Source organism: Methylosinus trichosporium OB3b, from assembly GCF_002752655.1.
Taxonomy (GTDB): domain Bacteria; phylum Pseudomonadota; class Alphaproteobacteria; order Rhizobiales; family Beijerinckiaceae; genus Methylosinus; species Methylosinus trichosporium.
The window spans coordinates 3,152,533-3,165,753 of record NZ_CP023737.1 but is presented as its reverse complement, the minus strand read 5'-3'; the positions used below and the strand labels follow the sequence as shown (position 1 = coordinate 3,165,753).

Sequence of the window (13,221 nt, the reverse complement as noted above, 5' to 3'; positions counted from 1 at the left end):
GCGGACGGTCTCACGTCGGCGACCAGATACGCCGATAGCCGACATCTGAATGGACCGAGTCGGGCGGGTCTCGGGACCAGAGTGGGCGGTTGCGCCTGTCGGGGTTGCGGCGTCGACGACGGAACCGGCGAGTCGCAAAATGAGAGTATTTACGACACTTCGGCCTTCAATCGTCGCCGAGCTACGCCGAATGGCGTGAGCTGTCCGCCAATTCTGTTGCGTAATTTATGTCACGCCTATATCCTCCGACCCGAGATTCAAAATGAAGCGGAGCGATGTATGTGCTGATCGACTATACTCGTTTTTCGATTGCTGACCAAACGCTGGACCTCCAGCTTGACGATCTAAATCATGCCGGCTGCGAACGTGTGTTCAGCGAGAAGGCGGACGGTACGCGCGATGGCCGAGTCCGCGCTAGCCACGCTCTGTCTCATGTTCGGTCAGGTGATGCCCTTGTCGTCTCGAAGCTCGACCGCCTAGATCCCACGGTTCGCCAGCTAGTCACCTTCGCTGAATATTTTAAGGCTTGTAGGGACGAGTCCCGCAGTCTGGCATACGACATCGACACCAGCTCACCTGCGGGGCGCTTCTTTTTTCACATGATCGCAGCTCTGGCCGAAATGGAACGCGACCTGATCCGCGAGCGGACGACCGCTGGCCTAACCGCGTCTCGCCCGCCGGGGCGCCTGGGCGAGGCCGCCGCGACCTTACGAATGGCCTGCTCAACCCTCAATCGTTACAAGCGCCGGGGCAGCGGTGAGCGGGAATGGAAGCAACAGCTGGCGGCAGCGACGTTGAAGGAAAGACAATGACGGGCGCGGTGCCGTCGCTCACAAAAACATACCCGGACGGCAAACCTTATTGCCGGATGCCGGAGGTTGAGGAGCAGATCGCCCGACTGGCCGAGCTGCCGTTCGACGAGATTGTCGAGCGCGGCCACATCTCGATCCGGTCGCATCCTCAGTTCGTCAAGCCGGAAGCCCTAATGCACTTCCTGCGCGCGACCCGGCTGGACAATCGTGATACGCGCTTCGACGCCTTGTTCCCGCTGGTGCTTCGCCGACTGTTGCTCGCCTTGCCCAAATGCGAGCGCAAGGTCGGGGAGGATATCCGGATCGACGGCGCCTTGAGCGATGTCGAGGACAGGGTCCGCGGACGCTTCCTCGAGCTTGTTGCGCTTGATCGCGCTGGCGGCGATCGGATGGACTTTTTCGAGGTCCATTTCGACGAGGCGGTCGCCAAGCTGCGGATGAAGGCAGCGAAGGCGGTCGGTGGGCGCGCGCGGCGCAATGTAGCGCTGGAAGGGGATGCCGATAGCGGCGAGCTGCCCGAGGCCGTCGAGCGGGCAGTGGGCAGCTTCGACGACCCCGACGACGCCTTTCTTTCCGATCCGATTTTCCGGAAGCGCCTCTACCCGGAGATTGACCGCTTGAAACCAGAACAAAAAAGGGTCATCACCATGCTGCTCGCAAACATGCAGACCCATTCGAGCGACCCGTCGGCACCGACGATCTCCAAGGCCTTGGGATGCGATGAACGGACTGTGCGCAATCGCCGACGTGATGCCATCGTCGCGCTCCGCATGGCGCTCGGTTTGGGAGCGGACCAGTGAGCCCGCCGGACAAAGACGCGGTCCTCGACCTTTTCGCATGCGCCTATCGGGGCAGCCCCGACGCGCTGGCCGCGTTCGTCGCGACCTATCCCGAACATGCCGAGGATTTGGTCGACTACGCGAACGAGCTGAACCTTCAGCGGGAATGCGGCGCCAAGCGGTCGATCACCCCCGCGGACGAAGCGTGGATCGAGACGGAGGTCGGTCGCATGTCGGCAACGCGAGCCGCGGCGGTCGATCCCTTCGCTGGCCTACAGCCCGCTCAGTTCGCCGAAACGCGCAAGGCGCTCGGCGTGCCGTCGGTCGTCGTCGAAGCGTTCCGCGACCGGATGGTGAATGTGGTCAGCGTACCGCTGCCGTTCCTCGATCGGCTGGCGGGGCAGCTCAGGGTCGGCCTGGCCGAGCTGGTCCAGTTTCTTGAAGGCCCTCCACGCCTCGCGCCGAACTTGGCGTTCAAGGCCGACGTGGCGCCCCGCGCGCCCGCGGTCAAGATGAGCTTCGCGTCCATCCTCGGCCAGGCGGGAGTCTCCCCCGATCGGGCGGCGGCCCTGTTGGCGGAGGACGACTAGCTCTTGGACGCCATCGAACTCGGCCGGCAGTGCGCCGCGACCCTTCACGACGAGCTGGTCGGCCTCGGCTGCTCTCCTTGGCAACCGCTCGCCCTAGTCACACGCGAGTGCGAGCGCCGGGACATCGAGGTCACCGCGATAGACCCGGGAAGCCCGTTGCTCGCGGGTGCCCGCGCCGCCTTCGATCCCCAGACTCGCAGCATCAAGCACGAGCGGACGGGCAACGCCTTCCACGACGCCTTCTTGATCGCGCACGAGCTGGGTCATGTAACGCTCGGTGACGACCGGAGTTCGATTACGACGGCCGCGGTCGACGCCGGCCGGTCCGCCGAGGCCGCTCCGGTCGGCGAGGAACGGGTCATCGACTATAGCCGCAAGGCGCGTCGCGAAGTGCAGATGGACTTGTTCGCGCGAGAACTGCTGCTGCCGCGCGGGACCGCCCGGCGGCTGCACCTCGACGAGCAGATGTCGGCGAGCGCAATCGCCGACCGACTCGGCGCTCCCTTCGACGCGGTCGCCCAGCAGCTCTTGGACGCCCTGCTGCTACCGTTGATTCCACCTTCGCCTTTGCCGTGCCCTGGGGCGCCACTGACCGAGCGGCAGCGCGACGCGGCGGCGCATCGCGGCGCGCCCTATCTGCTTGAGGCGGGTCCCGGGACCGGCAAGACTAAGACTCTGGTCGCGCGCGTTGCCGGTCTGATCGCGGACGGCGAGGACCCGCGCGCCACCGTTGTGCTGACCTATTCCAACAAGGCCGCGTGCGAGCTCGCGGAGCGGATTGGAGCGCAGCACCCCGATGCCGCCGCCGCTATGTGGATCGGCACCTTCCACGCCTTTGGGCTCAATTTGATCCAGCGCTTCCACCGGGAGATGGGCTATGAGAGCGAGCCCGGATTGATCGACCGGCCCGACGCCATCGCACTGCTGCTGGACCGCGTCGCGTCGCTGGACCTCAAGCACTATCGCGACCTCTACGATCCGACGATGAAGCTGCGCGACGTGCTCGGCGCCATTTCGCGGGCGCAAGACGAGGTGGTTTCGCCTGATCGGTATGAGGCGCTCGCCGCGGCGATGGCGCGAGACGCCGACGCCTCGGGAACCGGCCGCGAAGCTGCCGCGAAGGCGCATGAGGTGGCGCGGATCTACCGTTGTTACGAGGACATCAAGCGCGAACGCGGCCGGGTCGATTTCGGCGACCTGGTCGTGCGCTGCGTCACCTTTTTGGAGGCGCGCGCGGACGTGCGCCAACAGCTCCGGGCGGAGTTCCGGCACATCCTGATCGACGAATACCAGGATGTGAATCGGGCGAGCGTGCGGCTGCTGCAAGCGCTGACCGACAACGGGCGCAACCTCTGGTGCGTCGGCGACATCCGGCAGTCGATCTATCGCTTCCGCGGCGCATCGTCGTTCAACCTAGCGCGCTTCAGAACAGAGGATTTCTCTGGCGGCACGGGCGGGCGCCTCGATGTGAACTTCCGCTCCACTCAAGAGATCGTCGACGCCTATGGGGCGTTCGCCAAGGACATGCCGGTCACGGGCGCTACGAAGGCGAGCCTGAAGGCCAACCGCGGCGCGTCGGGCCACCCGGTCGAGTTCCGGACGGCGCAGGGTGACAACGGCGCGGAGATGGACGCGCTCGCCGCCTCGATCGAGGCGCTGAACGCCTCGAACCGCTCCTATCGCCACCAGGCGGTGCTCTGCAGCGGCAACGATCGGTTGAACAAGATCGGGGCAGGTCTCGAGGCGCGCGGCATTCCGGTCTTGTATTTGGGCAATCTGTTCGAACGGCCCGAGGTTCGCGATCTCCTGGCCTGGCTGTCACTCTTGATCGACCCGCGCGCGGCCGGGCTTGCGCGCCGCGCCGCGGTGCCCGCGCTCGCGTTGTCGCTCGCCGAGGTGGCCGCCATCCTTGCCCACGCGCGCGGACAGTCCGGGCCCGCACCGCTCGCATGGTGCCGGGACGCCATTTCGTCCGACCTCAGCCCCGAGGGTATCGCCGCGCTCGCTCATCATCGCGAGGTGACCGAAGGGCTCGGACCGGACGCCGACCCTTGGTACGCGCTCGCGTTGTTTCTCCTCGACCGGACGCGCACCGCCGCGACCATTGCTTCTGCCGCAGACGTCGGCTCTCGCGCTCAGGGTATCGCCGTATGGCAGTTCATGAACTTCGTTCGCGCCCAACCGGGCGGCGGATACCGCACCCAGCGGCTCCTCGACCGCATCCGGCAGCTTGTCCTTCTCTCCGACGATCGGGACTTGAGAAACCTGCCCGACGCCGCCAAGGGCATCAACGCGGTGCGGCTGATGACCATGCACGGCAGTAAGGGCCTGGAATTCCCGGTCGTCCATATCCCGGGCATGAACCTGAACACGCTGCCGCGCAGTCCTCAGGCCCCGGCCTGCCCGCCGCCCGCCGGCCTTGTCAAAGGCGCGGACGGGCGCGGCCGCGAGATTACTGATCGGGAGCAACGCGAGGAGCAGGAGTGCCTGTTCTATGTCGCCCTGTCGCGCGCCGAGGACACGCTGATCCTCTACGCGCCCGACCGCACGGCGGCGGCCGCGACGCGCCAACCCTCGCCGTTCATCGTTCGGCTCGGAGCGGACGTCCTGCGGACCCGCGTTCCCATCGCCGCACCGGGCGAGGAGGACCCACCGGAGCCAAATACCGACGTCACGTTCCCGTGCGAGCCGGTGCTGACCGAGGCGCAGCTGGCGCTTTATGAGCGCTGCCCGCGTCGCTTCTTCTACACCCATGTGCTTGAGACGGGCGGCCGGCGCGCTTCGACCTTGTTCATGGACATGCACGAGGTGGTGCGCCGGGTGACGCAAGCCTTGGCCGCCGATCCCGGTCATGCGCTCAATGCCGCTGCGATCGCCGCGCTCACCGACCGACATTGGTTGCAGTCGTCACTCGCGACCACGGCGGCCGAAGCGGGCTACCGGCAGGCGGCGGACGCAATGATTGGCTACTTCGTGCGAAGCCGCCAGGGGCGTGATCCGGGGCTCGCCGAGCCGCTCTGCTTCGACGTTCCCGGCGCGACGATCGTCGTCAGGACGGATGAAGCGGTGGTTGAGCCCGGCGGGGGCCGCGTGTTCCGCCATGTCCGGACCGGCCACCGCTCCGATACGCTGATGAAGAGCAAGGCGCTCAACGCCTTTGCGATCGCGGTTGGGCGCGCCGCGCCAGGCTGCCGCGCCGAGATCGTCTTCCTGTCGGACGAGGCATCGGAGCGGCTCGACATTAAGCCCACCGCGCTTGGCAAGCGCGTCGACGACCTCGCCGGGTTCGTCGCCGGCATCCTGGAAGGCCGCTACCCGCCCAAGGCCTCGACGCGCACCTGCCCGAACTGCCCCGCCTTCTTCATATGCGGGCCAGCGCCGTCCGGCAGGCTCAAAAAGATTCTCGCGTAGCGTTTTCCGGCCCGCCTGAACGGCGGGGATTGGTCCTTCAGAAGCCTTCGCGCGGTTGCGGCGGCGAACGTGAAAGACCTCTCCCCATGGATCACCACCCCCACGACTTCGACCCCGACGACGACCAGCCCCGCGGCCGCGAGGCGATCTTCCGCATCCAGCTGGCGCTGGATTCGGTTGAGTTCCGCACGCGCGCCGTCGACGACCCGATCCCGCTCGGCCGCCAGATCCTCGACGCGGGCGGCCTGCGGCCCCCCGAGGCGTTCAGCCTCTATGCCATCCTTCCGTCGGGTGATTTCGAGGACGTTCGCCCCGACGAGGAGATCGACCTGCGCGCCAAGGGGGCCGAGCGTTTCATCGCCTTCTCGACCGACCGCCTCTTCCGCGCCATGCTGAACGGTCGACCGATCGTGTGGGGCGCCGCGGCGATCCCGGAGCATGCGCTGCGCGTGCTGTCGGGCATCTCCGGCGACGAAGCGGTGTATCTCGAGGTCCGGGGTGGCACCGACCAGCTGATCCCCGAAGGCGGCAGCGCCGATCTCGGCGGCCAGGGCGCGGAGTCCTTCATCACCGCGCTGAAGCCGAAGCTCTACGTCTTCTTCGTCAACGGCATCCGCTACGAGAGCAACCAGCGCAGCCTGACGGGCCTGCAGATCAAGGCGCGGGTGGCGAACTGGGACCCAAGCCACGACCTCGTGCTGGAGGGCTACGGCCACGACCCGGACCGCGTCATCGCCGACGACGAGAGCGTCGACCTGGACGTCGAGCATGGCCCCCGCCGCTTCTCGTCGGTGCCCAAGGCGAACTTCGGATGATGAACGTGATCGTTAAACGCCAGCTCGCGCAGCTGCGCGAGCGCTTCGGGCAGGTCGAAGCGGTCACGCTCGGCAGCGGCACGCTCCTCGTCACGGTGGCGGGCGTGCCGCTTCCGCCGGGCTGGTCGGCCCCCGTCACCAGCGTCCGCTTCCTGGTCCCTCCGGCCTATCCCTTCGCAGCGCTCGACTGTTTCTGGGCTGACGTCGGGCTGACCTTGGCGGGTGGCGGGGCACCGCGCGCGTCCGCAGCCAACCCGATCCCGGAGGTCGGCCAACCCGGCCTCTGGTTCTCGTGGCATCTCACGGGGCCCTGGGACCCAAACCGCGACACGCTGTCGAGCTGGATGAACACGATCCTTGATCGGCTGAGGCAAGCGGCATGACCGGGCTCCGTTTCGCCGCGCCCGGTTACGCGACGCTGCACGACGCGATGCTGCGCGAGACCGACCGGGAGACCTGTGCGGTCGTCTTCACTCACGCCAACTCCAAGCACGGCGCATGGGTCGTGGCGGAGCCGGGCGTCGAGCTCGTCGCCGAGAGCGCCTATGAGCGCCGCGACGCCGTCTCGGCCGTGCTGAGGCCCGCTTATCTGGCGGACATCGCCAATCGCGCCCGCACGCAAGGCCTCGGCCTTGTCCTCGCGCACACCCACCCGCGCTGCGACCGAGCACCCGTCTTCTCCCCGGTCGACGACGCCGGTGAAACGGAGATCAAGGCCTATCTCGATCGGCGAGCTCTGGACAGCGTCGCCCTCGCGATGGTCGTCGGTCCAGACGGCTGCACGTGCCGCCAGCTGGGCACCACGACTGAGGTGCCGGTTTGGGAGATCGGCGAGACAGTGCGGCTGGTGTCCGACGCGGGCGCGGCGGCGGCCGCCAGCGTTCACGATCGGCAGATACGGGCCTTCGGTGCGATCGGCCAGGCGATCCTGGGCAAACTGCATGTTGCCGTGATCGGCGCCGGCGGCACCGGGTCGGTCGTCCTGCAGCAGCTCGCGCACCTCGGCGTCAGCGCCCTTACTGTCATCGACCCCGATATTGTCGAGCAGACCAACCTCAACCGCCTGGTCGGCGCGGGCCAGGCGGATGTCGGCGTGCCGAAGGTCGAGGTCGCGCGCCGGGCGGTGCTGGCGGTTAATCCCGACGCACGCGTCCAGTCGGTGATCGGCGACGTCGTAGATTATGACGTAGCCCAGCGATTGGCCGGCTTCGACTTCGTCTTCCTTTGCACCGACTCCCACGCCAGCCGGGCGGTGGTCGGCCAGGCCGCCTATCAGCACCTCGTGCCCACCATCGACATGGGGGTGAGCATCACGGTCGGCGCGGCGGGGGTCGAACATGTGACCGGGCGCGTTCAGATGCTGACGCCCGGCGCGAGCTGTCTCAGTTGCACGCGCGCACTCGACGCTGAGCAGGTCCGCCGCGAGATGATGACGCCGGAGCAGCGCAAGGCGGACCCCTATGTCCAAGGCATTCACGAGCCGCAGCCTGCCGTGATCTCGCTTAACTCGACCATGGCGTCGCTGGCGATCACCATGTTCCTCGGCGCGGTGACGCCGGTGCCGGCGCAGGCCCGCTTCCAGCTCTATGACGGCGTTCGGGGCACGGTCAGGCCGACCGTCGCCCGCGCCAATCCGACCTGCATCGTCTGCTCCCGCAAGGGCGCGCTCGCCAAGGGAACGTCCTGGCCACTGCCCGTCCGCCCACCGGAGACGAGCGATGGACGGTGATCGCCGCGAAGTCTTTTGCCTGGGCGCGACGCTCGACAGTCCGGTGGTGCGCGAGCTCGAGAACCGCTCCTGCGTGGTCCACCTCGCCACGCCCGACGATGTGCCCGTCCCGGTCGAGCGGCTTCGCGCCGTCCTAGTCTGCTTTACGCCTGCTGACATTGAACCCTACTGCGCCTGGGTATCGACACATGTGCAAACGCTGGCCGATTACGGCGTCCGATTGGAGCTGGTGTCGCCCGACGACGCCACCCTCGGCCAAGTCCAAAGCCGGGTTGGTCCGGCGCTGAAGCTGGCGAGCGTGCGCGCCCGGACCGCCCCGCCGGTCGCCGCTTTGGCGGAGAACATCGCGCGCCATTTCGCTGGCGCTCGGCCGCGCATGGACCTGAAGATCGTCGTCGCGGACGAGCGCGAACCGATCCGCAAAGCCGACGAACCGCTGTTTAAGCGCGCTTTTCATCTGTGTCGCGAGGTGACCCTGGTTGAGCTGACCGGGGGACGGTCCGCGGCGCGCGTGTTCGCCGCGCACATGACGGTCGAAGGCTCCGAGGCGGGGGTCTGGCCGCAGCCGGCGTTCGTCAAGCTCGACCGCAGTGACAAGGTGGCGCGCGAACACGCCAACTATCGTGACTATGCGGAACGCTTTATCCCATTCGGCCTGCGCCCCAACATCCAGGCGCTGGTGGCCGGCGCTGAGCGAAGTTTGCTGGTGGGAGACTTCGTGGACCGGTCCGAGTCCCTCTGGGACCTCGCGCAACGTGAAGTGGCAGCGCAGGCGGTCACGTCGCTGATCGATGAGACGCTGCGGGGTTGGCGGGACCAAGGCTATGCCAGCGACCCTGTATCAGGCTCCCTTGCGATCGCTATGCGCGATGCCGGTCTCTGGAACCCGGAGGCGATCGTGGCCGGCTATGTCGAGAAGGCGTGGGAGGCTGGGGTCCGCGTGACCCCCGCTGACCTGATGGTGACGCTCTCGGCGATGCGGCAGATGTGGCGACACGCGCCGGTCCACGGCGACCTTCACGGCGAGAACGTGCGGGTGAGGAACGGTCAGGCGATCCTGATCGACTTGGCGTCGGTCACCAAAGGGCCGATGACGGCTGACCTCGCCGCGCTCGAAACGTGGCTGGCGTTCGAGCTCCCCCTTGGGGTGGACGCTAGCCGGTTCGGCGACCCCGAATGGACGAGCCAGATCGACCGGCTCTACGCGCCGAGCGCTTTCCGCCACCCTCCCGGTCCTTGCGCGCCCGCTGCGAGGCTGAGGTGGATGGCGGCGGTCGTCCGCCAACTCCGCACGATGGGAATCGCGGCGCAATCCTGCCCCACTGAGTACCAGACGGCGGTCGCGGTGCAGCTCCTGAGACGATGCCAATGGGACGACGGACCCGCCGCCGACCGATTTCGGCGCGGGTATGGCTATCTGACCGCCGTGAGGCTGATCGAAGACGCAAATGGAGGGGTGCGATGACGACGACGACGCCGGCGCGAAAAATCCATCTTCTTGGCAGCGCCTCCTATCGTGATGAAGCCGAAGCCATGCTCGCCGCGCCCGGCGACGCCGTGTTGGTCGAGCGGGGCCTGCTCCGCTCGCTAATCTTGTGCTGCCCCGACGGGTGCGGAGAGACGCTCGTGGTCAATCTTGATCCCAGGGCTGGCAAGGCGTGGAGGCTCTATCAGCGGCGCGGAGCCATCTCGGTATATCCATCCGTATGGCGAGACGGCGGCTGTGAAAGCCATTTCATCGTTTGGAAGGACCGCATTCTCTGGTGCGGGGTCTTCAACGAAGGCAACGAGGAGCCGGACTACGATCCGGCCATTGAACCGCTGGTCTTGGACGCCTTGCCGGCCGATCGCTTCGTTGATCCCGCCACGATCGCCCAGCAACTGGACCTCATCGTCTGGGACGCCGGTAAGGCGCTCCGACGATTGGTGGCGCATGGAGAGGCGCGCGAGGGCGTCGGCTCCTTCAAAGGCACATTTGAGCGGCTTCCATAAGGTGTGTGAATTCTTGGCGCTCGATATACAGAATTCCATCGAGTTATAAACCTATTGCGTTCGGAACTTGGAGCCACGCTTTCGCTTGGCTCCGTCGTATCCCGCACGCGGCCCGATTTCCGGCGTTCGAGCGCAAGGTGCGGCTGTCGATGATGGCCGCAGTCGGCTCCGCGTTGCGCCCCGAGGCGATGCGCAGGAGCGCACGAAAATCCTGAGCAAGCGCCTCGAACACCCCCCCCGCCATCTCGTTCCTTGTTGATTACACGGCGAACCATGGCGGCAGTTCATTGGGCACGGCGCGCCACGCGATGCCGTGCCGCAGGACATAGCGCAGCCCGTTGAACAGTTCGCGCAGCGAATGTTTGCGCTGCGGCGCGTCTTCGTTCATCAGCGTCAGATATGGCGCGACCAGCAACCATTATTCGGCGCTGACGTCAGACGGATAAGCCCTGCAAATCGGGCGCAGATTCCATTAAGCCAATCTATCATTAAAGTTCATAACACCCTCTAGCCGTAGCTCATCGAATGGGCGTTCCGCCCGTAGACATGCTTGCTCTTGAATATTCGCCGAGTGGGGTGCGGGTTCGCGCTGCTTCTGGGACAGGTGCAATGGTCATAATTATCGCCACCGTTCGCGTGAGAGACGAAGCGCCTCGACCTCGACTAAATTCGCGCCTCCTCTGGCGATGAACTTTAGGTCCTACTCAAGTTCAGGTCTAACTTACGCAGCCTCCTCCGTCGTCCTCTTCTAGAGACGCAGCGTCAGTGAGTCGATGAAATATCCGCGCCATGCCTCAAGTGTCTCATGGACATTGTTATCTTAATCCAGCCGGATCTAAACAGAGCATGCTCTTGAGCTATTCCGACGCGTCATAGCCGAAGGCGCATGCGAATGTCAGGTTTCGGCATTGTGACTTACGGCAGCTCATGGTGCCAAATGGACATTGTGCCGATTCTGCCCAGCCTCTGGTCGTCTGCCGAGTTCAGCCGCGACCTTTCGGCCTGCTGCGCTTGAAAAGATCGGCGGGCTCGACGCCGAATGCGTCAGCGATCCGACCTATGATACCCACCCTCGGCGACACATTGGCGCGCTCGATCGCACCGACATAGCGAGAGCTCAGCTGCGCCTTCTCGGCAAGCTCTTCCTGCGTCCACTTTCTGGCGTTACGCAGGCGACGCACATTCGTCGCTATCACCTCCTCGATTTCCATCGTGGCATGGAAGCCGAGTCAAGAACGTTCATTCCAGGAACGAACATTCCTATTCGTCGGCGACCATGCTACGATCGGCCTCTGCCGAACCTGCGAGTCTGCATTCCCAGCGAACAACGCGATGCGCCGACTGCATCACCATTGGAATAGAACGCCAACCAATCCTGGGATATAATCCCGCTATCTCGCCATGAATTCGCCGGCATAGAGCGACAGGCAGGTCCGCAATGAGCACGCCAGCCTTCGAAGATCGTCCGCCGCTCACCGAGCACGTGAACGCCTACGACGAACGTCACCTCCCGACCTACCTGCGACTTCTGGACGCCGCCGACGAGGGCGCCGATTGGCGCGAAGTCGTCGCGGTGATTTTCGGGATCGACCCGGAGAGCGAGCCGGAACGGGCGAAGATCATCCATGAAAGCCATTTGGCCAGAGCGAGATGGATGTCCGCAGCCGGCTATCGGCAGCTTTTGGGCACGCGCGCGCAATAGTCTCTCTTCCCGCCTGCCATAAAAAGGTCACGGGCGCTCGGGGCACGCGATGCAACTCTTTGGGCTAGTTTTGGTTCTGCCATTCCGGAATCGTCGAAGTCGCCGCTCGAGCTACGAGGCCAAGCCGAGGAGCGCTTCATGCCAACGAGTTTTTGGAAATCTCCTGATTCTATCAAGCAATTGAACGACCTGGACCCTTCCGGATTCGCGCTCGAATTCCTGCGCCGAAACCCGAGATATCGCCAGGATTATCGCGAGACGCTGAGGCGGATCGAACGCGGCGCCGTCGACGAAGCGACCGCCCTTTCGAGCCTCGCGCGTCGCTGGGGGTTGCAGTTTCGCTCATGACCCGGAAACGCCGGCAGGAGGGGAACCTGCGCTCTGGCTCCCTGAGATCGACCCTGGCACGCTGATCATCGCTTCGGCGCCGCCCCGCTTCGCGGCGGATGGGACCTTCGATCCGACCGCCTTCGGCAAAGTCGTCGCGGACAGGTCCGACGAGGGGGACAGGCAGGTCGTGATCGGCGACGCCCGAGGCGAGATTCATGTCTGGATGAACGAACGCGCGCCGAGCCGTCCCGCGATCATTTTGCCGCTCGACGCGTCACTCGAAATCCGGCTCGAAGTCGCGTCGCGATTCGTTCGCCGCCTTCAGGGTGGCGCCGCAGGGCCGCTTCCTCGCGCGCTGCAATTGACTGCGCAGCGACGCACGCGTCTCATCCTGTTGCTGCACGCGCTGGATTTCCGGCTCGGCGGCGCGGGGCCACGCGACATCGCCGCGTCCCTGATCGACGCCGAGGACGCTGAGCTTCCCGCGCTCGAGTGGAAGAGTTCGGCGACGCGCCGCAAGGCGAACCGTCTCATCCATGATTCCATCGCGCTGATGAACGGCGGCTACAAGAGGCTGCTGCGCGGCGGCTGATGAACCTTCCGCATTCTCCGTTTCCTAGGACATCCCGGCGTGCGCCTCGCGGAAGGGGGGACACGGACCGGCCCCAAAACTTCGTCCTCCCCCTGCGCTTCTCTTCTCCGCCACGGTGATCTCGAAACGCCGCGACCTCCCTGCGGCGCACCTCACCGCTACGGAGGCGTCTCTTGCGCGACAAATCACCCGAAGGCGCCACGCGCTTCGTCCGGACGCATGAAGCCGCGCGAATGCTCAGCCTCTCCGCGCGCACGCTCGAAAAATACCGCTGTCACGGCGCCGGCCCGACGTTCCGCAAGCTCGGTGGGCGCGTCGTGTACGCGATCGACGATCTGCAGGCCTGGGCCGATGCGGCCGCCTGCCGCTCCACGTCCGATCCGCAGTATGTCGAGGCGCGCGACGCCGTCCGCATCGACACCGGCGTGCGCATCGCACGCCCGCACTTTCACCGCTGAGGCGACGCCGC

The 13,221-nt window shown here is 65.8% G+C and carries 14 protein-coding genes and 1 pseudogene; 13 read left to right on the top strand and 2 right to left on the bottom strand.

All coding sequences use genetic code 11. The features are described 5' to 3' along the window. Positions 1-275: 275 nt before the first annotated feature. From CQW49_RS15170 to CQW49_RS15130, 9 genes are all read left to right on the top strand, one after another. Positions 276-812 (top strand): recombinase family protein, encoded by a 537-nt coding sequence (locus tag CQW49_RS15170; protein WP_051418681.1) that lies wholly within the window; start codon positions 276-278, stop codon positions 810-812. Further along, positions 809-1,612 (top strand): RNA polymerase sigma factor, encoded by an 804-nt coding sequence (locus CQW49_RS15165; protein WP_003611805.1) that lies wholly within the window; start codon positions 809-811, stop codon positions 1,610-1,612. The genes CQW49_RS15170 and CQW49_RS15165 overlap by 4 nt, the downstream gene beginning before the upstream one ends. Continuing rightward, positions 1,609-2,181: a hypothetical protein gene (locus CQW49_RS15160; protein ID WP_003611806.1), complete on the top strand. Its 573-nt coding sequence runs from the start codon at positions 1,609-1,611 to the stop codon at positions 2,179-2,181. The genes CQW49_RS15165 and CQW49_RS15160 overlap by 4 nt, the downstream gene beginning before the upstream one ends. A gap of 3 nt (positions 2,182-2,184) precedes the next feature. After that, positions 2,185-5,592, top strand: a complete 3,408-nt coding sequence (locus CQW49_RS15155; RefSeq protein ID WP_003611807.1) for a UvrD-helicase domain-containing protein — start codon at positions 2,185-2,187, stop codon at positions 5,590-5,592. Positions 5,593-5,678: 86 nt separating this feature from the next. After that, positions 5,679-6,407, top strand: a complete 729-nt coding sequence (locus tag CQW49_RS15150; RefSeq protein WP_003611808.1) for a multiubiquitin domain-containing protein — start codon at positions 5,679-5,681, stop codon at positions 6,405-6,407. Beyond that, positions 6,404-6,790: an E2/UBC family protein gene (locus CQW49_RS15145; RefSeq protein ID WP_003611810.1), complete on the top strand. Its 387-nt coding sequence runs from the start codon at positions 6,404-6,406 to the stop codon at positions 6,788-6,790. The genes CQW49_RS15150 and CQW49_RS15145 overlap by 4 nt, the downstream gene beginning before the upstream one ends. After that, on the top strand, positions 6,787-8,136 hold the full coding sequence (locus CQW49_RS15140; RefSeq protein ID WP_003611812.1) for a HesA/MoeB/ThiF family protein: 1,350 nt from the start codon (positions 6,787-6,789) through the stop codon (positions 8,134-8,136). The genes CQW49_RS15145 and CQW49_RS15140 overlap by 4 nt, the downstream gene beginning before the upstream one ends. After that, complete coding sequence (locus tag CQW49_RS15135) at positions 8,126-9,601, top strand: phosphotransferase (protein WP_099831800.1); 1,476 nt, start codon at positions 8,126-8,128, stop codon at positions 9,599-9,601. The genes CQW49_RS15140 and CQW49_RS15135 overlap by 11 nt, the downstream gene beginning before the upstream one ends. Then, complete coding sequence (locus CQW49_RS15130; protein ID WP_003611816.1) at positions 9,598-10,128, top strand: ubiquitination-like system serine protease family protein; 531 nt, start codon at positions 9,598-9,600, stop codon at positions 10,126-10,128. Before CQW49_RS15135 ends, CQW49_RS15130 begins: the two co-directional genes overlap by 4 nt. A gap of 66 nt (positions 10,129-10,194) precedes the next feature. On the opposite strand, the pseudogene CQW49_RS25640 reads toward CQW49_RS15130, so the two are convergent. Together CQW49_RS25640 and CQW49_RS15120 are read right to left on the bottom strand one after the other, a co-directional pair. After that, positions 10,195-10,543, bottom strand: a pseudogene (locus CQW49_RS25640) (transposase); the annotation flags it as partial. 568 nt (positions 10,544-11,111) lie between these two features. After that, entirely contained in the window at positions 11,112-11,339 is a 228-nt protein-coding gene (locus CQW49_RS15120) for a helix-turn-helix domain-containing protein (RefSeq protein ID WP_024749632.1), read from the bottom strand. A gap of 227 nt (positions 11,340-11,566) precedes the next feature. On the opposite strand from CQW49_RS15120, the gene CQW49_RS15115 reads away from it, so the two are divergent. The 4 genes from CQW49_RS15115 to CQW49_RS15100 all read left to right on the top strand — a co-directional run bounded on the left by CQW49_RS15115 (position 11,567) and on the right by CQW49_RS15100 (position 13,210). After that, on the top strand, positions 11,567-11,830 hold the full coding sequence (locus tag CQW49_RS15115; RefSeq protein ID WP_003611818.1) for a DNA -binding domain-containing protein: 264 nt from the start codon (positions 11,567-11,569) through the stop codon (positions 11,828-11,830). Positions 11,831-11,968: 138 nt separating this feature from the next. Then, on the top strand, positions 11,969-12,178 hold the full coding sequence (locus CQW49_RS25635; protein WP_003611819.1) for a transcriptional regulator domain-containing protein: 210 nt from the start codon (positions 11,969-11,971) through the stop codon (positions 12,176-12,178). A 46-nt stretch (positions 12,179-12,224) separates the two neighbouring features. Then, positions 12,225-12,752 (top strand): DUF2285 domain-containing protein, encoded by a 528-nt coding sequence (locus CQW49_RS15105; RefSeq protein ID WP_099831799.1) that lies wholly within the window; start codon positions 12,225-12,227, stop codon positions 12,750-12,752. A gap of 233 nt (positions 12,753-12,985) precedes the next feature. Next, positions 12,986-13,210 carry a DNA-binding protein gene (locus CQW49_RS15100; protein ID WP_244441291.1) on the top strand — a complete coding sequence of 75 codons (225 nt, stop codon included), beginning with the start codon at positions 12,986-12,988 and terminating at the stop codon, positions 13,208-13,210. Positions 13,211-13,221 lie beyond the last annotated feature (11 nt).